We start from the raw sequence: 17347 nt of genomic DNA, 5'->3' as shown, positions 1-17347 counted from the left end.
TTGGGTTCTGCGGGTTGAGTAGGCCGCCTGCCGCCGTATCGAAACCTGGCCTCGATACGGCCCTGGCGGGCCTGCTCGACCCGCCTAGATCAGGTACTGCGAGAGGCCGCGCTTGACGAACTTGCCGTCGCCCTTGGCGCCGAGGTACTGGTTGTCGTCGACCACGACCTTGCCGCGCGAGATCACGGTGTCGACGTGCCCGTCGACCTCGAAGCCCTCCCACGCGGAGTGGTCCATGTTCATGTGGTGGGTCTTGCCTTCGCCGTAGCCGATCGACGTGTGGCCGTTCGGGTCGTAGATGACGATGTCGGCGTCGGCACCGGGCTGGATGACGCCCTTCTTGCCGTACAGGCCGAACATGCGGGCGGGCGTGGTCGCCGTGATCTCCACCCAGCGCTCGAGCGAGATCTGGCCGTCGACGACGCCCTGGTAGAGCAGGTCCATCCGGTGCTCGACCGAGCCGATGCCGTTGGGGATCTTGCGGAAGTCACCGAGGCCGAGGTCCTTCTGGCCCTTCATGCAGAACGGGCAGTGGTCGGTGGAGACCATCTGGATGTCGTTCGTGCGCAGCGACTGCCACATGGCGTGCTGGTGGCCCTCCTCCTTGGAGCGCAGCGGCGTCGAGCACACCCACTTGGCGCCCTCGAACTTTCCCCACTCCTCGCTCGAGGCTCCGAGCTGCTCCTCGAGCGAGAGGTACAGGTACTGCGGGCACGTCTCGCCGAACACGTTCTGCCCGTTGTCGCGGGCCCAGGCGAGCTGCTGAACAGCCTGCTTCGCGGAGACGTGCACGACGTACAGCGGTGCGCTGGTGAGGTCGGCGAGCATGATCGCGCGGTGGGTCGCCTCCTCCTCCATCTGCCAGGCGCGGGCGATGCCGTGGTAGTAGGGGTCGGTCTTGCCCGCCTCGGCGAGCTGGGCGGCGAGCACGTCGATCGCCGGTCCATTCTCGGCGTGCATCATCGTCATCATGCCGGTATCGGCGGAGACCTGCATGGCCTTCAGGATCTGCGCGTCGTCCGAGTAGAAGACGCCCGGGTAGGCCATGAACAGCTTGAAGCTCGAGATGCCCTCGTCGGGCAGCGTGCGCATCGCGGCGAGCGAGTCGTCGTTGACATCGCCGATAATCTGGTGGAACGCGTAGTCGATCGCGCACTGGCCCTCGGCCATGCCGTGCCAGGTCGCGAGGCCGTCGAGCACCCTCTGGCCGTACGTCTGCACGGCGAAGTCGATGATCGTCGTCGTGCCGCCCCAGGCCGCCGCCCGCGTTCCGGTCTCGAAGTTGTCGGAGGCAGACGTGCCGCCGAAGGGCAGCGACATGTGCGTGTGCGCGTCGACGCCGCCGGGGATCACGTACTTGCCCTGCGCGTCGATGACGGTGTCGACACTGCCCGCGACGTCGAAGCCGAGCAGGCTCGAGCCGGGGGCGAGAACGGCCACGATCGTCTCCCCGTCGATGAGCACGTCGGCGAGCGAGCGACCCGTCGAGGTCACTACCGTGCCGTTCTTGATGAGGGTCTTCATTGGTACTCCTTACAAATCTCGCCGGTCGAGCAGGGCCTTCAGCCCCGTATCGAAACCATGGCCTCGATACGGCCGCGGGCGGCCCACTCGACCCGCGTGGAACTACGGCTTGGGGATGCTGGTGTAGGACTCGGGGCGGCGGTCGCGGTAGAACTGCCAGTCGTCGCGCATCTGCTGCACCATGTCCATGTCGAGGTCGCGGATGAGGATCTCCTCGTGCTCGCCCGAGCCGCGCTCGCCCACGAAGTTGCCGCGGGGGTCGATCACCTGCGAGGTGCCGTAGAAGTCGACGGCGAGCTCGCCGTACTCGTTGTCCTCCCGGCCGACGCGGTTGGGCTGCAGCACGAAGTAGCCGTTGGCCACCGCGGCGCACGGGCCCTCGACCTCCCACAGGCGGTTGCTGAGCCCCGGCTTGGTCGCGTTCGGGTTGAAGACCATATGTGCTCCGTTGAGGCCGAGCTCGCGCCATCCCTCGGGGAAGTGCCGGTCGTAGCAGATGTAGAGGCCGATCTTGCCGACCGAGGTGTTGAAGACGGGGTAGCCCATGTTGCCGGGGCGGAAGTAGAACTTCTCCCAGAACCGGTCGAGGTGCGGGATGTGGTGCTTGCGGTACTTGCCGAGGATCGTTCCGTCGGCCTCCACGATCACCGCCGTGTTGTAGTACACGCCCGTGATGTCCTCCTCGTAGATGGGGAGGATCATGACGATGCCCAGCTCCTTGGCGAGCGCGGCGAAGCGCTGCACGATGGGGCCGTCGGCCGGCTCGGCGTAGCGGTAGTACTTCTTGTCCTCGGTGATGCCGAAGTAGGGGCCGTAGAACAGCTCCTGGAAGCAGATGACCTGTGCGCCGTCGGCGGCCGCGTCACGCGCGAACTGCTCGTGCTTGGCGAGCATCGACTCCTTGTCCCCGGTCCAGGTCGTCTGGGTGATTGCGGCGCGTACTACGGTCATGCATACCTCCGGGGTCAGACCCTCATCATCGAGGGCGAACGTTTCCCCATTGTTTCTGTTTGTGACGGCCGCGTAAATAGACTGGGTGAATACAGACCCGTGCGCCGTGTATGGCGTGGTGTGCTGCCCACGTGTTGGGGCAGAAGGTCGATCCGACCCCTCACAGCCATGCCCACCGGAGGCCACTTTGCCCACGCTCGCCCGTGCCCTGCCCATCGTCCTGCTCGCCTCTGCCGCCCTCGCCGGCTGCGCCGCGACACCCGCCGCCGCGCCCACTCCGAGCGCCGTCTCGCCCGTGACCGTCGACAACTGCGGCACCTCCGTCACGTTCGACGCGGCGCCCGAGCGGGTGATCACGATCAAGTCCACGTCGACCGAGATGCTGCTCGCACTCGGCCTGGGAGACCGCATCGTCGGCACCGCCTTCCAGGACGGACCGGTGCCCGAGGAGTGGGCGGCGGATGCGGCATCCCTCACGTCCATCTCCGACAAGGTGCCCAGCGAGGAGGTCGTGCTCGAGAAGCAGCCCGACCTGGTCTACGCGGGCTGGGAGTCGGCGTTCGCGGCGGACGGCGCGGGCGACCGCACCGAGCTCGCCAGCCTCGGCGTCAACTCGTACGTCTCGCCGTCGGCCTGCCAGAGCGCCGAGCAGCCCGCGAAGCTCAGCTTCGACAACGTGTTCGGCGACATCAAGCAGATCGCCTCGATCTTCCGGGTCGACCCCGCTCCCCTGCTCGCCGAGCAGCAGAAGACGCTCGACTCGATCGACGTCGACGGCGGCGGGCGCACCGCGTTCTGGTACTCGTCCGGGTCGGACACCCCGTACTCCGGCGCCGGCATCGGCGCCCCCGAGCTCGTGCTGGAGACCGTGGGGCTCACCAACATCGCGGCCGACGTGAAGGCGACGTGGGCACCGCTGAGCTGGGAGTCGGTGGTCGACGCCGACCCGTACTTCATCGTGCTCATCGACGCGAGCTGGAACACCGCGGCCTCGAAGATCGAGCGGCTCGAGAGCAATCCCGCCACCGCGAACCTCGACGCCGTGATCAACAAGCGGTACCTCGTGCTGCCGTTCGCGTCGAGCGAGGCCGGTGTGCGGACCGTGGAGGCCGCGGCATCCCTGTCGAAGCAGATCGCGGAGCTCGATGGCTAGGTCTCGACAGGCTCGATCACCGATAGTCATCGGCGCGGCGCTCGGGGCAGCCCTCGTCGCGTCGATCGTCGTCGCGGTCACGATCGGCCCCGCGAGCATCACGTTCGGCGAGGTCTGGGGCTCGATCGGCAGCCACCTCGGGCTCGGCGCCTCGCCGCTGCCGCCCCTGCGCGACGGCATAGTGTGGGAGCTGCGGCTGCCGCGCGTGCTCACCGCCGCCGCGGTCGGGGCCGGGCTGGCGATCGCGGGAGCCGTCATGCAGGCGATCACCCGCAACCCGCTCGCGGACCCGTACCTGCTCGGCCTCTCGTCGGGCGCGTCCCTCGGGGCGGTGAGCGTCGTGCTCCTGGGGGCGTCGCTGCTGCTGCCCGTCGCGGCGTTCCTGGGGTCGATGGCGGCGCTCGTGCTCACGCTCCTGCTGGCGAGCTCGCTCGGCGCGATCACGCCCACGCGCACCGTGCTGGCCGGGCTCGCGGTCTCGTCACTGGCGGGGGCGATCACCAGCCTCGTCATCTTCTGGACCGCGACCGGCGACTCCTACCGCGAGATCCTCGGCTGGCTGCTCGGCTCGCTCGCGGGCGCCCGGTGGCCCGCGGTCGCCATCGCCGTTGTCGCTCTCGTGGTGGCGGGCATCCCGATCGTGCTCACCGGCCGCCTCCTCGACGCCTTCGCGTTCGGGGATGTCTCGGCCGCCTCGCTCGGCATCAACGTGCCCGCGACCCGCTGGGCCCTGCTCGCGGCCACGGCCCTGCTGACCGGGGCGATGGTCTCGGTGAGCGGATCGATCGGCTTCGTCGGGCTCATCCTGCCGCACGGCGTGCGGCTGCTCGTGGGACCGGGGCACCGGGCGCTCCTACCGCTGAGCGCGCTCGTCGGCGCGATCTTCCTGCTCTGGGCGGACACGGTCGCGCGCAGCCTCTTCGACCCGCGGGAGCTGCCCGTAGGCATCGTCACTGCCATCATCGGGGCGCCGATCTTCGCGCTCCTGCTGGGCCGTCGCCGGAGCGCGACATGACCGGCCTCGAGGCGTCGCGCGTGCGCATCCTCGCCGGCGCCACGCTCATCATCGACGGCGTCGACTGCACAGTGCCGGCAGGGAGCGTCTCGGCACTCGTCGGGCCCAACGGCGCGGGCAAGTCGACCCTCCTGCGCACCCTCGCGGCGGTGCACAGGCCCGCCGAGGGCAGCGTCTCGTTCGACGGGACCGAGCTGCTCACTGCTCCCCGGCGCGAGCGAGCGCGCATCGTCGCCTTCGTCGAGCAGGACACGGCGACCGAGACGGCCATGTCCGTCGCCTCGGTCGTGGGGCTCGGCCGGCTGCCGTACCAGTCCCTGTGGGGCGAGGGGCCGGACGAGGTCGTGGCCCGCTCCCTCGACGCCACGGGCATGAGCGCCTTCGCCGACCGCGAATTCGCCACCCTCTCCGGCGGCGAGCGCCAGCGCGTGATGCTCGCCCGGGCCCTCGCGCAGGAGCCGTCGCTGCTGCTCCTCGACGAGCCCACGAACCACCTCGACATCGGCGCGCAGCTCGAGTCGCTCGGGCTGCTGCGCCGGCTGGCGGACGGCGGGATGACCGTGCTCGCGGCCCTCCACGACCTCGGTCTCGCCGCCACGTACGCGGACCACGTCATCGTCCTCCGGGACGGCAGGGTGGTGGCTGCGGGCCCCACGGCGGAGACGCTCACCCCGGCCCTGCTGCGCGAGGTCTACGGGGTCGAGGCGACCGTGCTGGTCAACCCCGTGACCGGCCGCCCGGTGCTCGCCTTCAGCCCGCTGGACTAGCGGCTCGCCGGCCGGGCTACTCCGCGCTGCTCGGCGCCGGCAGCCACCCCGCGACGAGCGACCGCGGCGCGAGGAACGACACGAGCGCGCGGAGCGGCCCGGCCTTGCGGCGCAGCGACCACAGCACGGCCCGGAGGTCCGCGGTGTCGGCGCCGCTCGGGCGGTCGGCGAAGGCCTCGCGCTCGAGGGCGGCGCGCAGGCGGGCGAGGGCGGCGGCACCGCGGTCGTCGAGGTGCGGCGCGAGGTCGAGGGCGAGCTGGCGCGGGGTGCGCGTCATGCTCGTCGCGAGGCCGAGGTCGTCGGCGGTGTCGCGGAGCTCGTCCCAAGCGGCGGCCGCGGAGCCCCGGGAGGTGAGCGCCGTCCGCCTCGCCCGGCGGATGGTGCGCACCGCGAACGGGGCCAGCAGCAGCGCCACCAGCGCCGCCAGAAGGGCCCACCACCCGGAGAGGGAGCGCAGCGGAGCATCCGGACCCGCTATCGGGGTGGCGCTGGGCGTCGGGGCCGCAGTGGGGGCGGTGGTGGGCACCGAGGTCGGCGGGGCGCTACTGGTGGCGGGCGGCGGCGGCACGGACTCGTCGACGTCCGGCGTGCTCGGGTCGTCCTCGGCGAGCGGGGCGAAGGCCGGCGGCACTCCGCGGCCCGGGGTCGGCTCGAACCGCACCCAGCCGATGCCGGCGAAGTACAGCTCCGGCCAGGCGTGGAGGTTGTGCGTGGTCACGCGGTACTCCGTGCCGCTGGGCAGCGAGTTCGCCTCGCCCGGGGTGAAGCCGACCACCACGCGCGACGGGATGCCGAGGCTGCGGGCCATCGACGCCATCGCGGAGGAGAAGTGCACGCAGTAGCCCGACTTCGCCTGCAGGAAGGCCGCCAGCACGGACGCGCCGGAGCCGTCGTACCCGTTCTCGACGGGCGCCTCCTCCGAGTAGGTGAACTCGCCGCCGCGGAAGTACTCCTGCAGCGCCACGGCCTTCTCGTAGTTCGTGGCCGCATCGCCCACGACCTCGAGGGCGGTCTGGCCGACGATCGCCGGCATGTCGCTCGGGAGGGCGAGGTAGCGCTCGAGCCCCGGCTCGACCGTGGTCCCCGCGGCGAGCAGCTGGTCGACCGAGGGCGAGATGGTGACGCTCTGCACCTCGTACTCCTGGTTGCGGGCGTTGGAGCTCCCGGTGCGGATCGCCAGGGCGTCCGGCTCCCACGACCACGAGCCCTCGAGGCCCGTGATGCTCATGGGCGCGTACGGCACCGGCAGCCAGCGGCTCAGGATGTTCCCCACCGTGATGTCGCTCGTCGTCGCGGTCGTGGGGATGCTGGCGCCCAGGCCGGGCGCGGGCCCGATCGCAGCCACGTCGTTGCCCTTGATGACGTCGGTCGAGCTCGGCTTCCACGACTCCCCCGTGAAGTCGTCGAGCGCCGTGAGCCGCAGGTACACCCCGCTGGGCGCGGTGGTCGTGTACGTGAGCGCGAGGCTCGGGTCGCCCTGACGCAGGTCGTCGCCGAGGGTGATGATCGGGTTGATGCCCGTGGCGGTGCCGGATGCCCCCTGCTCCCCCGGCTCGGGCGGCGAGACCTCGGGCAGCGCCAGCGGCACGAGGAGCGCGACGACCACGGCCGCCGCCGCAATGCCGACGCCCGCAGCGCGGCTCGCCGGGCGGGATCTCACGAGCAGCAGACCCACGAACGCCGCCGCGGTGAGGGCGAAGAACAGACCGTCGTCGAGCGTCGGGTCGACGAGGCTCGGCACGAGCAGGAGCACGAGCAGGGGCAGGCCCGCGAGTGCGGTGAAGCGCAGGGTGAGGGCGAAGAGGTCGAGCACGACGCAGATGACCGCGACGCCGAGGCACAGCAGGTAGACGATCCCCTGGTCGGCATCGGCCGGCAGGCTCTGGCTTGCGATCGAGGCGGTTCCCGCCGCCTCCAGCTCGCGCAGCGCGCCGATCGTGTCGAGGGTGGGCACGAAGCCGAGGAGGGCGGAGCCGGGCGCGAAGAACAGTGTCAGGGTCCCGACCGCGGCAGCGGCCGCCCCGAGCGATCCCCACGCCGGGCGGCGGGCGAACGAGCGCACCGTCGCCGCCGTGCCGAGCACGATGGCCGCGACGAGCATGATCACGAGCCACCACTGCATGTCGGTGAGGATGCTGCTGAGCGCCGCAGCGGAGGTGCCCACCGCCACGAGCAGCACGCCGCTCGTGAGCCAGTCGAGCCCGCGGCTGCGCTCCGCCTCGCGGGCCGCCGGCACCCTACGCGCCGGCACGCGCGCGCCCCGTCTCGATCACGACGGCCTCCCAGGCCGCCGCGTGGTCGTCGTCCGCCCGCACCGGCACGACGAGCCAGCCCGCGTCCGCCAGGCGCTCGCCCACCCCGGTCGGCGCGCTGTCCACGCCGAACGACCGATTGATCACATCGACGGATGACACGTTCTGCACCATGAACGCGACCGAGACGTCGCCCTCCAGCCCCTGCCCCGCGAGCCAGTCGGTCGTCTCCCCGTCCGGGCTGCCCACGATCGCGATGGTGGGACCGCCCCGGCGCGTGCGCGGCTCCGCGTGCTCGTGGTCGTCGACGAGCCCGAAGGACGCGAGCCCGACGAGGAACTCCTCCTCGCCCCACGCCCGGCGGCCCTTGCGCCCCAGGGCGGCGAGCTGGGCCGGCCCGGTCTCGACGATGCGGACGAGGAATCCGGACCGGCGCAGGTGCACCGCGACCGAGCCCAGCATGCGGACCACCCACTCGAACGACTCGCTCTCGGCCCCGTCGGCGTCGTCGCCCTCGCCCGAGGCGTCGCGGTAGCCGCTGCGCCGGGTGTCCACGATGATGCGGGCCTCGGGCAGGCTGCGCTGCTCCTCCTGCCGCACCATGAGATCGCCGTGCCGGGCGGTCGCGCGCCAGTGCACCCGCCGCATGGCGTCGCCCGAGCGGTACTCGCGCGTGATGGTGTCGTCATCGTCGCCGGCCGAGCGGCGCTGCACGAGCCGGGACTCGCCGTCGCCCGCGGTCGTGCTGAGCCCGGTCGCGGGCAGCGGCACGATCTCGGGGGTCACGACGATCGGCTGCGGCTGCCCCGTGGTGAGCGAGCTCGATGCGAGGCCGAAGGCGTCGACCACGTCGACGCCGAGCGGGCCGACGGAGAACACCCCGCGGCGCGGCGGTCGCAGCTCGTACCGCAGCTCCACCGTGTTGCCGCGGGACGAGAACCGCGCGCCGCGCGGCTGGAGCGCGGGCAGGTCGGCGTCCGGTGTCCGGCCCGGCCGCCACGGTAGCGTGTCGCGCCAGCGCGAGCGCGTGCTGCGACGGTAGGCGAGGTTGCGCACGTGCATCGTGACGGATGCCGCGGCCCCCGCCTCGAGGATGTGCGGGCTGAACGTGCGAGTGACCGACAGCCGGGGCCGAGCGAGCCACACGAGCGCGAGGGCGCCGACCGGCAGCCCCACGAGCAGGATCGAGACGTACAGGAGCTCGCGCAGCCCCATCGAGTAGGCCAGGACGCTCGACAGCAGGGAGGCGCACAGGAACACGACGCCTCGGCGCGTGAAACCGACGCGCACCGGCCGCTGCGACATGGTCCCGGGCGCCCTAGGACGACGCGCTGATCGGCACGGGGGTGTCGGCGATGATGCGGGCGATGATGTCGGGGACGCTGCCGCCGGAGAGGGTGGATGCCCCGGGGCCGGCGCGGCGCGCGGCGATGAGCCGGTGCCCGAGCACGGGGATCGCGAGCGCGTCGATGTCGTCCGGCAGCACGAACTCCCGGCCGTCGAGGGCCGCGCGGGCCTTCGCGGCGCGCACCAGCTGCAGCGTGGCCCGGGGGCTCGCGCCGAGGCGCAGGTCGCGGTCCTGGCGGGTGGCCTGCGCGATGGCGACGGCGTACTGCTCGACCGCGCGGCTCGCGTAGACGGCGCGGGCGGTGGCGATCATGTCGGCGAGCTCCGAGCTCCCCACCACCGGGCGGACGGCCTTGAGCGGGCTGGAGGTGGCACGCTGCCTGAGCATGGCGAGCTCTGCCGGGGCATCCGGATACCCCATCGAGATGCGCGCCATGAACCTGTCGCGCTGCGCCTCCGGGAGGGGGTAGGTGCCCTCCATCTCGATCGGGTTCTGGGTGGCGACGACGATGAACGGGGTGGCGAGCGCGTAGCTGCTGCCGTCGACCGTGACCTGGCCCTCCTCCATGCTCTCGAGCATCGCGGACTGCGTCTTGGGGCTCGCGCGGTTGATCTCGTCGCCGATCACGATGTTCGCGAAGATCGGGCCGGGCTTGAACTCGAAGACGCGCTCGGCCTGGTTGTACACCGAGACGCCCGTGATGTCGGCCGGGAGGAGGTCGGGGGTGAACTGGATCCGGCTCACCGAGCAGTCGACGGTCTTCGCCAGCGCGCGGGCGAGCATCGTCTTGCCGACCCCCGGCACGTCCTCGATGAGGAGGTGCCCTTCGGCGAGGAGCACCGTCAGGGCCATCTCGACCGCATCGCGCTTGCCGTCGATCACCGTCTCGACGGTCGAGAGGATCGCCTGCGCCTTCGCGTGGAAGGCGTCGTAGGCCATCGGCGCTACGTCGGGCACGTCGTCGTGCTGGGTCTCGAGGTTCGACACGCTATGAGTCTGCCATGGGTAACGAAAAGGTCACGCTGGGAGTTCGCTGCGGGTATCCGTTCGGATTGCACTCAGGAATCCGACTCCCGGGCCCGCCGCGCCTTCAGCTGCGCCTCGAGCCGGCGGATCTCCGCCTGCTTCTCGTGGAAGGCGATCTCGCGCTCGACGGCAGCCAGGTCGTCCTCGGTGCTCGAGCCCTGCGGGAGGCTCTCGCGGCGCCGCGGGTCGCCGAAGCTGCCGTGGTCGGCCGGGGCGGTGCGCTCCTTGCCCACCACGAACCAGAGGATCGAGCCGATGAGCGGCAGGAACACGATGAGCAGCACCCACGCGACCTTCGGCAGGTACCGGATGCGCCAGTTGTCGGACGTGACCGCATCCACGATCGCGAAGACCATCACCCCGACGAGGAGCAGCGAGAGCAACTGAGCCATACTCCGACCCTATCGACCCGGGGAAAAGCTCTCCACCCCCGCAGGCTACGGTTGACCGGTGAATGTAGTTGTCCTCTCCGGCGGCGTCGGCGGCGGCCGGTTCCTCCTCGGCGTGCGCGAGCACTTCGCCGGCACCGACGCCGAGATCACCGCCATCGTCAACGTCGGCGACGACATGTGGCTCACCGGCGTGCGCATCGCCCCCGACCTCGACTCGATCATGTACGCGCTGGCGGGCGTCAACGACACGGAGCGCGGGTGGGGCCGGGCGGGCGAGAGCGAGCGCGTGAGCGGCGAGCTGCGCGCCTACGGCGTCGGCTGGCCGTGGTTCACCCTCGGGGACCTCGACCTGGGCACGCACCTCACCCGCACCCACTACCTGCGCGAGGGACTCGGCCTCGCCGAGGCCACCCGCCGCATCACCGCGCGCTGGCCGCTCGGCGTCACCCTCCTGCCCTCGACGGACGCCGAGGTCGAGACCCACGTGGTGACGGCCGAGGGCACGATGCACTTCCAGGAGTGGTGGACGCGCCACCGCGCTGCGATGCCCGCCCTCGGCTTCGAGTACCGCGGCGCCGCGCTCGCGCACCCCGCGCCCGGCGTGCTCGAGGCGATCGCGTCGGCCGACGTCATCTTCCTCGCGCCGTCGAACCCCGTGGTGTCGACCGGGCCGATCCTCGCGATCCCGGGCGTGCGAGAGGCGATCCGGGATGCCGCGGCGCCGGTCGTGGGACTCTCCCCCATCATCGCGGGGGCCGTCGTCCGCGGTATGGCGGACGCGTGCCTCACCGCCATCGGGGTCGAGACGAGCGCGTCGGCGGTCGCGCTGCACTACGGCTCGCGGGCGAGCGGCGGCGTGCTCGACGCCTGGCTCGTCGACTCGAGCGACGCGGCGGCGGTCGGCGAGATCGAGGCGGCGGGCATCCGGACGCGCGCAGTGCCCCTGTGGATGACCGCCCCGGCGACCACCGCGGAGATGGTGCGGGCGGCTATCGACCTGGCCGGAGGAGCCTGAGGGTACGCGGGCCCAGCCGCTCCTGCGGGATCGCGGCGAGCGCCTCGGGTGAATCGACGTCGAGGCGCAGGCCGCTGGTCGCGGGCAGGTCGAGCTCGCGGTAGCCGAGCGCGCGGTGCCTGTCGCGCGAGCCCGCGCCGAACGCGGGGACGCGGCCGGTGATCAGGGAGGTGCCGGTGCCCTCGGCATCGGAGACCATCACGCTGTCCTGCAGCGCCGGCTCGAGCTCCTCGGGCCGCAGGGCGGGCAGGTCCGCGAGCAGCACGGCAGCGGGGCCGTCGATGGTGGCGAGCGCACGGGCGATCGCGCCGTTGAGCCCGTCCCCCGGCTCCTCGACCATCACGGATGCCCCCAGCACCGCGAAGGCGGACGACAGCCCGACTCCGCCGATCACCAGCACCGGAGCCACGGCGAGCGCCGCCTCGACAGTATCCAGCGCCATCGCCTCCGCGAGCGGGAGCCGGCGCTCGTCGTCGCCGAACCGGGACTTGGCCGCGGCCGTCCCCTTGACCGGGACGACGATGGTCCAGCTACTGCTGGGCGGCATGCAGGCCCGCCCGGTAGCCCTCGTCCCAGGCCTCCTTCGTGCCCAGCCGGAACATGTCGCTCTCCGACGGCCGCACCAGCGACCGCGCGCCGGGCAGGTCGAGGTCGCCCACGACGTGGCCGAGGCCCCGCACGACCGCCACGGGGAGCCCGCCGGACTTGCCCTTGACGAGGTCGGCGGCCGACGCGATCTCGTCCGCGGTCGCGCCCACCGTGGCCTCGAGCAGCCTGCCGTTCGCGTCGGTGCTGCCTCGGAGGTCGTCGAGAACGCGGATGCCCGCGGCCCCGATCGCTGCGTCCGCCTGCCCCTCGCGCCACGGCCTGCCCAGGGTGTCGGTGATCACGACCCCCACGGTCACGCCGAAGCGCTCCCGCAGGGCGGACGCGAGGGCGCGCGCCGAGGCATCCGGATCCTCGGGGAGCAGCAGCACTTGGCCCTCGGGGGTGTTGCTCGAGTCGACGCCGGCCGCGGCGAGCACGAGGCCCAGCCGGTTCTCGACGATGCGCGTCGCGCCGCGCGTGGCGACCACGCGCACGCTCTCGGCCGTGATCGCGTCCTCGCGGTCGGCGGCCTGCACCAGTCGGCCCTCCGCCTTGCTCACGACCTTCGATGTGACGGCGAGGATGTCGCCGTCCTCGAGCTGCCCGGCGACCGCGTCGCCGATGATCCTCACCAGGTCGTCGCCCGGCACGATCTCGGGGATGCCCGGCACGGCCCACACGGCCAGCATCAGCGCACCAGCTTCGGCAGGACATCCCGGGAGAACACGTCGATCCACTCCTTCTGGTTGCGGCCAGCGTTGTGCAGGTAGACCCGGTCGAAGCCGAGGTCGAGGAACTCCTGGATGCGCGCGCGGTGCCGGTCGGGATCGGCGGTGACGAGCATCCGCCCCTCGAAGTCCTCGGGCCGCACCAGCCGTGCCAGCTGCTCGAGCTCGAACGGCGAGCGCACGTCGCTCTTCGAGAACCGCATGGCGCCGTTCGGCCACTCGGCGAGCGCGCTCGCCATGGCCTCCTCGTCGGTCGGCGCCCAGCTGAGGTTGAGGCGCAGCACGCGCGTGAGGCTCTCGGGCTTCCGGCCCGCCTCGCGCGCGCCCTCCGCGAAGCGCTGCAGCAGGGGCGCGATCTTGTCGAGGGGAGCCCCCTCGGTGATGAGCCCGTCGACGGTGCGCCCGGCGCGCTTGGCCGCGACGGGGCCGGATGCCGCGACCAGGATCTCGGGGGCGACGGGCGGCATCGTCCACAGGCGGGTGGACTCGAGCCGGTAGAACTGGCCCTCGTGGCGCACGTCGCGGCCCGCCAGGCCGGACGCGAACAGCTTCTTGATGATCTCGACGGCCTCGAACATCCGGTTGATGCGCTCCGGGGCCTCCGGCCAGTACTGCCCCACGACGTGCTCGCTGAGCGCCTCGCCGCTGCCGAGGCCCAGCCAGTGCCGTCCCGGGTACATCGCGCCGAGCGTTGCGCTCGCCTGCGCGACGGTCGCGGGGTGCCACCGGAACGTGGGCGTCGTGACGCCGGTGCCGAGGTCGCCGGTCGTGACCTGTCCGAGCGCGCTCAGCACGTTCCAGACGAAGGACGCCTCGCCCTGGTGCGGGAGCCACGGCTGGAAGTGGTCCGTGGCCATGACCCCGCGGAAGCCGTGCCCCTCCGCGTACTGCGCGAGCTCGATCGCCTCCAGGGGCGGGAACCGCTCGAGCATCGCGGCGTAGCCGATGTGCGGGAGGGTCATGGGTCTATTCTCGCGCGCTTGCGAACCCCGCCGATCCGTGGCCCGCGGTCTAAGTTACTTCGAAGGTCGCTTGAACAATACGCTGCACACTCGCGACCTCTTCGAGCCGTGTGCGGTGACCTTCCTCCTCAACCAACTTCCCGACAACTGCGAGAACTTCGCGCCGACTGTCTGCGGTGAGCACCGTTTGGTAGTCAGCTTCGTTAAGGTCCGCACGGACCAGACCTCCCGATCTATCGCCAAGAGACCTACGGAAAACAACCACGCCTCCGTCCCGTTCCGAGTCTTCGTGGCGCGCCGAAGACTTCACCTGCACCAGAATTTGCTGGGCTCCGGTCTCCGCGGTTTCAAAGAGGTTGGCGGCGAGTCTCCTAAAGAACTCGGCATGTGCGTTGTTGAAATCTACCGTTCGGCGTCCTGACTCAACAGGCGCTGCGTCCGCCCAGTCGAAACTGACGCTAAGCGACCGGATCGTTTCATTGGCGAGCAATTCTGCCATCGCAATGCTCAACTCGTATGACACGCCTTTGCTCACGAGTTCATTGGCCTGCCTGCCGCTTGGCGCTCCCTCAGTCAACTCGGCCAGCGCAACAGATGCGCTCAACGCCTCGAATATGGTCAATAGAACTTGGCGCGAGTAAGGAGCGAACTCGACGGGAAACCCAAGATCGCCGACACTCCACCCCGGGCCAACGCCAACATGACTTATCAATGGAAGTATGAAACTTCCCCGCTTCGTCTGACCCACGCGCACTCGCGACGCTTCGTCACGAGCCCTCTGTCGAACTCGTCTTCCGAAATAGCCGCGACGGTGATCGACCGCGGCGGCTCCGAATATTACGACCCTTCGAACCGTCGATATAAGCTGATCCGCTGCGCCCAACGAGAGCCCATCATCCAACGTGGCGCTATCAACAACCCTCCATTCGACCACATCAGATCCAAAATGTATGATCTCGCTTTCAAGATCGCTCGGCGCGAGGCCGTGCGATTCAGCAATGCTTTCTAGGGCAACCTGCAGCCGAAGGCCAGCGTCGGGTTGAAGGTTCGAAGATGGGACTAGCACGTCGAAGTCACCCCTCTTCCAGAGGGCCCCGTTCGCTTTTGTCAGCGCGGGGATCCATCCGTTTCGCGTAAGCCAAAATTCGACATCCAGTGAGGAGAGGCGTCCAAGATCATGCATCCCACTCACCCCGCGCTTCGTCAACAAACCTCGCAACGGCGCGGGCGGTAAGTAGGTTAGAGGCGGGCATCTTCAAACGCACGGTCGCACTGTTTGGGGATTGAGGCAGGCCCGAGATTCGAAGCCAACGCGCCTCATGCAACAGGCCTGTCTGCATCGGAACGTGCCCCACCCAGGACGAGCGTTCGCTCCCAATCGTCACGACAACGAGGTACGCCGGCGCCATCCTGCCACTATCAGCGAGGGCGTTGTATGTAGCCACGTCCAGATCGAACACCATTGCGCCGTCATCATCGAACTCAGGCACTGACGTCGCTTTGAGCTGCACATCCACGCTGACTCCCCGACGTCGCAGCACCACATCGACGCCGTACATGTCGTTCTGAACCCATTCCGCCGCGACACCCGCGCTTGCACTGATTGCCTGAACGAAAGCACGACTGAACCACTCTTTGTACTGTTGTTCATGTGGTTGTGCCCGCGCACTCAGCACCGCCATGATCGTCCTTTGGATCGTCGACTAGGTTGGGCAATCGTAGCTGAACCTGACTCAGAAACATGGTGGAACGAGACGCAAATTGGCCTCAGAAAGGTTAATCGAATTCGCGGCAGATGCGGCTACCACCGAACTGGCGGGGCGTGCCGCGACTGCGGCTGAGACTCGTTGGCGTTCGATGATCGTGGCGGACTGGGCTCGTCAGTTGTTTGCTGCCCGAATGTGCGCAACCAATCTAGAGATTTGTGCCCCGAGATCGTCCGGAAAATCAACACCCGAATCCCAGGTTGAGATCACCCTTCGAGCGATCGCACTCTTATCGTAGGCAGTCACCCCATTGGGATTTGGTAACGGGTTTTCGAATCTCGTGCCACGCCATGCGAATCGCCGTGAGGGATTCACAAGCGCGGCGGCCTCCCGAAGCATATTGAGTGGGACATAGTTCTCAATTGTGTAGCCGTGCGTCACCCACGCGAATCCCTCTACTTCGTCTGAGTCGAATTCCCTCTTCACGCGTAGTTTGGTTGCGTTCATCCGTTGCCCGACCTTCTTGCGGTCAGAGTCGATCACTATTGCGAGGTGATGATTCAGCATCCGGAGGTCGATGAACTCGTTGACTTCCTGATCCGTCGCCGTGAGGTTCTTCAAGAGACTCCCGCCGTAGAACATTAGCGAGTAGTGGACACCTTCAGCGAGATCGGGCGCTTCTAAGGCCAACCATTTCGAGATGTAAATCCGGTCGGAAGGGCCCTCTACCCACACGACAAAATTGGATTGGAGAAGGTCCGACGGACGATATCCAAGGTCTGCGCTCACGCGCGCCAAGGCACCGACCCTTGTCGCGGGCGCGACAATCGAGCGAGCGTCCTGCATCGTCACATGGCTGACGCTTGCGACGTTCGCGTCCAACATGTGCGCTGAGTGGGTCGCAATCAAATACTGGTTCGTCGTGTGCGACGCCAAGTAGGAGAGCAATCTTCGCTGTAGCACCGGGTGAAGGTGCACCTCCGGCTCCTCGATGCACACGATGTGATTTTCCAGCACAGTTGCCGCCGCTGCCATGATGATCACTTCGTGCAGCCCAGTTCCGAGATTCTCAAGCGGAAGTTCGACACCGTTTGAGATCACGTGAATCACATCCTGATTGGCGGGAATTGTGATGCGCGCCGACGGATCCTCCAACACCGTTGCCACGAACAGGTTGACCTCGTTGAACTTGTTCCGGTCCTCCAAGTGCTCCATCCCTGGCCGCTCAAGCTGCGCAAGGCGTTTGATTAGTCCACGACCGCTGTGATCCTGTCCTTCCAGACTTTCCGCGGTAATTGACCGCAAGGCCTCGATGGTGACAACTGGGGAAATCGATTGCCCGAACGGTATTTGGCTGATCATCCAGTTCATAACTATCTCTTGCTGTTGAAGGCCCGTTCCCCCGGATATCGTGTCGCTGAAAAGGCGCCACGCAGTCTCTTCCTCGGGGGTGAACGCGGCTTCCTGCAGAGCTTGCTCTAGGGTCCCCACGTCCACACACAGGCGCTCGTTCGGTTGAGCGCCAGCGCGAACAATGCAGCGAATCCAAACAAGCTCATCGGATGACAAGTTGTACAAGGTTGTGTCGAATAGGCGCTTGAGTGCCAATCTGAGATGAGGTTTGTATTGGTGTTGCTCGATCCAGTCTCCGGCTTGTTCCCAGAATTCTTCGGTCGGACGGAAGGCTATTGAAATCGCAAAGTCGGTAGATACGTTTTGGCCTCGTGGCTGATCTAAGCCTTGTGGGTGCCCCGGCCAAGCACCGTTTGCAAGGTGCCAAAGAAAGTTCTGTGCGAACCGAAGCACGTTGGACTTTCCAGTGTTGTTCTGGCCTATGACTAAGTGCACCTTGCCCATTGGACCGATCGGCTCGATTGGGCCGTGAAAGCTCCTATAGCCCGAGAATCCAAATCCCTCAAG

At 68.8% G+C, this 17347-nt stretch carries 16 protein-coding genes; 4 read left to right on the top strand and 12 right to left on the bottom strand.

Annotated features, from left to right (window positions below):
• Positions 1–84 precede the first annotated feature (84 nt).
• Together hydA and AC1RTC_RS00515 are read right to left on the bottom strand one after the other, a co-directional pair.
• Entirely contained in the window at positions 85–1524 is a 1440-nt protein-coding gene (hydA, locus tag AC1RTC_RS00520) for a dihydropyrimidinase (RefSeq protein ID WP_493153495.1), read from the bottom strand.
• Positions 1525–1626: 102 nt separating this feature from the next.
• Positions 1627–2475, bottom strand: coding sequence for a nitrilase-related carbon-nitrogen hydrolase (locus AC1RTC_RS00515; RefSeq protein WP_493153494.1), 849 nt, complete (start codon positions 2473–2475; stop codon positions 1627–1629).
• 187 nt (positions 2476–2662) lie between these two features.
• On the opposite strand from AC1RTC_RS00515, the gene AC1RTC_RS00510 reads away from it, so the two are divergent.
• From AC1RTC_RS00510 to AC1RTC_RS00500, 3 genes are read left to right on the top strand one after another with little or no spacing between them, the layout of a single operon-like run.
• Positions 2663–3628, top strand: a complete 966-nt coding sequence (locus AC1RTC_RS00510) for a putative F420-0 ABC transporter substrate-binding protein (RefSeq protein WP_493153493.1) — start codon at positions 2663–2665, stop codon at positions 3626–3628.
• A complete protein-coding gene (locus tag AC1RTC_RS00505; RefSeq protein WP_493153492.1) occupies positions 3621–4643 on the top strand; it encodes a putative F420-0 ABC transporter permease subunit in 1023 nt (340 codons plus the stop codon). Before AC1RTC_RS00510 ends, AC1RTC_RS00505 begins: the two co-directional genes overlap by 8 nt.
• Positions 4640–5410, top strand: coding sequence for an ABC transporter ATP-binding protein (locus tag AC1RTC_RS00500; RefSeq protein ID WP_493153491.1), 771 nt, complete (start codon positions 4640–4642; stop codon positions 5408–5410). The genes AC1RTC_RS00505 and AC1RTC_RS00500 overlap by 4 nt, the downstream gene beginning before the upstream one ends.
• 16 nt (positions 5411–5426) lie before the next feature.
• Here the strand turns inward: AC1RTC_RS00500 and AC1RTC_RS00495 are convergent, their stop codons facing one another.
• The 4 genes from AC1RTC_RS00495 to AC1RTC_RS00480 form a co-directional block, all read right to left on the bottom strand.
• Complete coding sequence (locus tag AC1RTC_RS00495) at positions 5427–7661, bottom strand: transglutaminase TgpA family protein (protein WP_493153490.1); 2235 nt, start codon at positions 7659–7661, stop codon at positions 5427–5429.
• On the bottom strand, positions 7648–8967 hold the full coding sequence (locus tag AC1RTC_RS00490) for a DUF58 domain-containing protein (RefSeq protein ID WP_493153489.1): 1320 nt from the start codon (positions 8965–8967) through the stop codon (positions 7648–7650). The genes AC1RTC_RS00495 and AC1RTC_RS00490 overlap by 14 nt, the downstream gene beginning before the upstream one ends.
• A 13-nt stretch (positions 8968–8980) precedes the next feature.
• A complete protein-coding gene (locus AC1RTC_RS00485; protein WP_493154264.1) occupies positions 8981–9949 on the bottom strand; it encodes an AAA family ATPase in 969 nt (322 codons plus the stop codon).
• Positions 9950–10068: 119 nt separating this feature from the next.
• Complete coding sequence (locus AC1RTC_RS00480; RefSeq protein ID WP_493153488.1) at positions 10069–10428, bottom strand: PLD nuclease N-terminal domain-containing protein; 360 nt, start codon at positions 10426–10428, stop codon at positions 10069–10071.
• A gap of 58 nt (positions 10429–10486) precedes the next feature.
• Here AC1RTC_RS00480 and cofD point away from each other — a divergent pair, with 58 nt between their 5' ends.
• The gene (gene cofD / locus AC1RTC_RS00475; RefSeq protein ID WP_493153487.1) at positions 10487–11443 is read left to right on the top strand and encodes a 2-phospho-L-lactate transferase; all 957 of its coding nucleotides are present in this window, start codon (positions 10487–10489) and stop codon (positions 11441–11443) included.
• On the opposite strand, the gene AC1RTC_RS00470 is transcribed toward cofD, so the two are convergent.
• From AC1RTC_RS00470 to AC1RTC_RS00445, 6 genes are all read right to left on the bottom strand, one after another.
• Positions 11418–11990, bottom strand: coding sequence for a CofC family guanylyltransferase (locus AC1RTC_RS00470; RefSeq protein ID WP_493153486.1), 573 nt, complete (start codon positions 11988–11990; stop codon positions 11418–11420). The two genes, cofD and AC1RTC_RS00470, sit on opposite strands and share 26 nt — an antisense overlap.
• Positions 11974–12720, bottom strand: coding sequence for a coenzyme F420-0:L-glutamate ligase (locus tag AC1RTC_RS00465; protein ID WP_493153485.1), 747 nt, complete (start codon positions 12718–12720; stop codon positions 11974–11976). Before AC1RTC_RS00465 ends, AC1RTC_RS00470 begins: the two co-directional genes overlap by 17 nt.
• Complete coding sequence (locus AC1RTC_RS00460; RefSeq protein WP_493153484.1) at positions 12720–13721, bottom strand: TIGR03557 family F420-dependent LLM class oxidoreductase; 1002 nt, start codon at positions 13719–13721, stop codon at positions 12720–12722. The genes AC1RTC_RS00465 and AC1RTC_RS00460 overlap by 1 nt, the downstream gene beginning before the upstream one ends.
• A gap of 49 nt (positions 13722–13770) precedes the next feature.
• Positions 13771–14256, bottom strand: coding sequence for a hypothetical protein (locus AC1RTC_RS00455; protein WP_493153483.1), 486 nt, complete (start codon positions 14254–14256; stop codon positions 13771–13773).
• Positions 14257–14896: 640 nt separating this feature from the next.
• Positions 14897–15403, bottom strand: coding sequence for a DUF4365 domain-containing protein (locus tag AC1RTC_RS00450; protein WP_493153482.1), 507 nt, complete (start codon positions 15401–15403; stop codon positions 14897–14899).
• Between the two features lie 198 nt (positions 15404–15601).
• A complete protein-coding gene (locus AC1RTC_RS00445; RefSeq protein WP_493153481.1) occupies positions 15602–17284 on the bottom strand; it encodes an AAA family ATPase in 1683 nt (560 codons plus the stop codon).
• Between the last annotated feature and the right edge of the window lie 63 nt (positions 17285–17347).

This window comes from Rhodoglobus sp. GW821-FHT12B09, from assembly GCF_058809925.1.
Note: the sequence above shows the minus strand (reverse complement) of the source record. Positions and strands in the feature narration are given on the sequence as shown.

Coding starts and splice junctions, on each gene's coding strand:
- hydA (WP_493153495.1), bottom strand. CDS start 1,524: ATGAAGACCCTCATCAAGAACGGCACGGTAGTGACCTCGACGGGTCGC.
- AC1RTC_RS00515 (WP_493153494.1), bottom strand. CDS start 2,475: ATGACCGTAGTACGCGCCGCAATCACCCAGACGACCTGGACCGGGGAC.
- AC1RTC_RS00505 (WP_493153492.1), top strand. CDS start 3,621: ATGGCTAGGTCTCGACAGGCTCGATCACCGATAGTCATCGGCGCGGCG.
- AC1RTC_RS00500 (WP_493153491.1), top strand. CDS start 4,640: ATGACCGGCCTCGAGGCGTCGCGCGTGCGCATCCTCGCCGGCGCCACG.
- AC1RTC_RS00490 (WP_493153489.1), bottom strand. CDS start 8,967: ATGTCGCAGCGGCCGGTGCGCGTCGGTTTCACGCGCCGAGGCGTCGTG.
- AC1RTC_RS00485 (WP_493154264.1), bottom strand. CDS start 9,949: ATGGCCTACGACGCCTTCCACGCGAAGGCGCAGGCGATCCTCTCGACC.
- AC1RTC_RS00480 (WP_493153488.1), bottom strand. CDS start 10,428: ATGGCTCAGTTGCTCTCGCTGCTCCTCGTCGGGGTGATGGTCTTCGCG.
- AC1RTC_RS00470 (WP_493153486.1), bottom strand. CDS start 11,990: ATGCCGCCCAGCAGTAGCTGGACCATCGTCGTCCCGGTCAAGGGGACG.
- AC1RTC_RS00465 (WP_493153485.1), bottom strand. CDS start 12,720: ATGCTGGCCGTGTGGGCCGTGCCGGGCATCCCCGAGATCGTGCCGGGC.
- AC1RTC_RS00460 (WP_493153484.1), bottom strand. CDS start 13,721: ATGACCCTCCCGCACATCGGCTACGCCGCGATGCTCGAGCGGTTCCCG.
- AC1RTC_RS00450 (WP_493153482.1), bottom strand. CDS start 15,403: ATGGCGGTGCTGAGTGCGCGGGCACAACCACATGAACAACAGTACAAA.
- AC1RTC_RS00445 (WP_493153481.1), bottom strand. CDS start 17,284: ATGGGCAAGGTGCACTTAGTCATAGGCCAGAACAACACTGGAAAGTCC.